Origin of the sequence: Streptococcus suis, from assembly GCF_002960445.1 — a bacterium.
Classification (GTDB): Bacteria; Bacillota; Bacilli; order Lactobacillales; family Streptococcaceae; genus Streptococcus; species Streptococcus hyiners.
Genome location: NZ_POJD01000060.1, coordinates 1 through 308 on the forward strand (window position 1 = coordinate 1; position 308 = coordinate 308).

Below are 308 nucleotides of genomic sequence, written 5' to 3' on the forward strand. Positions count from 1 at the left end.
GGCATACAAATCTAATTCTTGACGAAGTGCAACATTAAGAGAACGATGACCTTTCCCAATCGGCGTCCCCAAGGGACCTTTGATTGCAACTAAATGCTCACGAATTATTTCCAGTGTCTCATTCGGCAAAGAAGTTCCCATTAATTCATAAGCCTTTTCTCCTGCAAAAACCTCCCTCCACTGAATAGAACGTTGACCTGCATAGGCTTTTTTCACTGCAGCATCAATAACTTTTTGACTGACTGACCAAATATCCCTGCCAATACCATCTCCTTCAATATAGGGAATAACGGGACAATCTGGGACAA

General features: G+C 42.2%; 1 protein-coding gene. It reads right to left on the minus strand.

Annotated features, from left to right (window positions below; translation table 11 throughout):
• Positions 1-308: isocitrate/isopropylmalate family dehydrogenase (locus C1G53_RS00310; protein ID WP_238139076.1), on the minus strand; the 308-nt coding region annotated here is incomplete at both ends.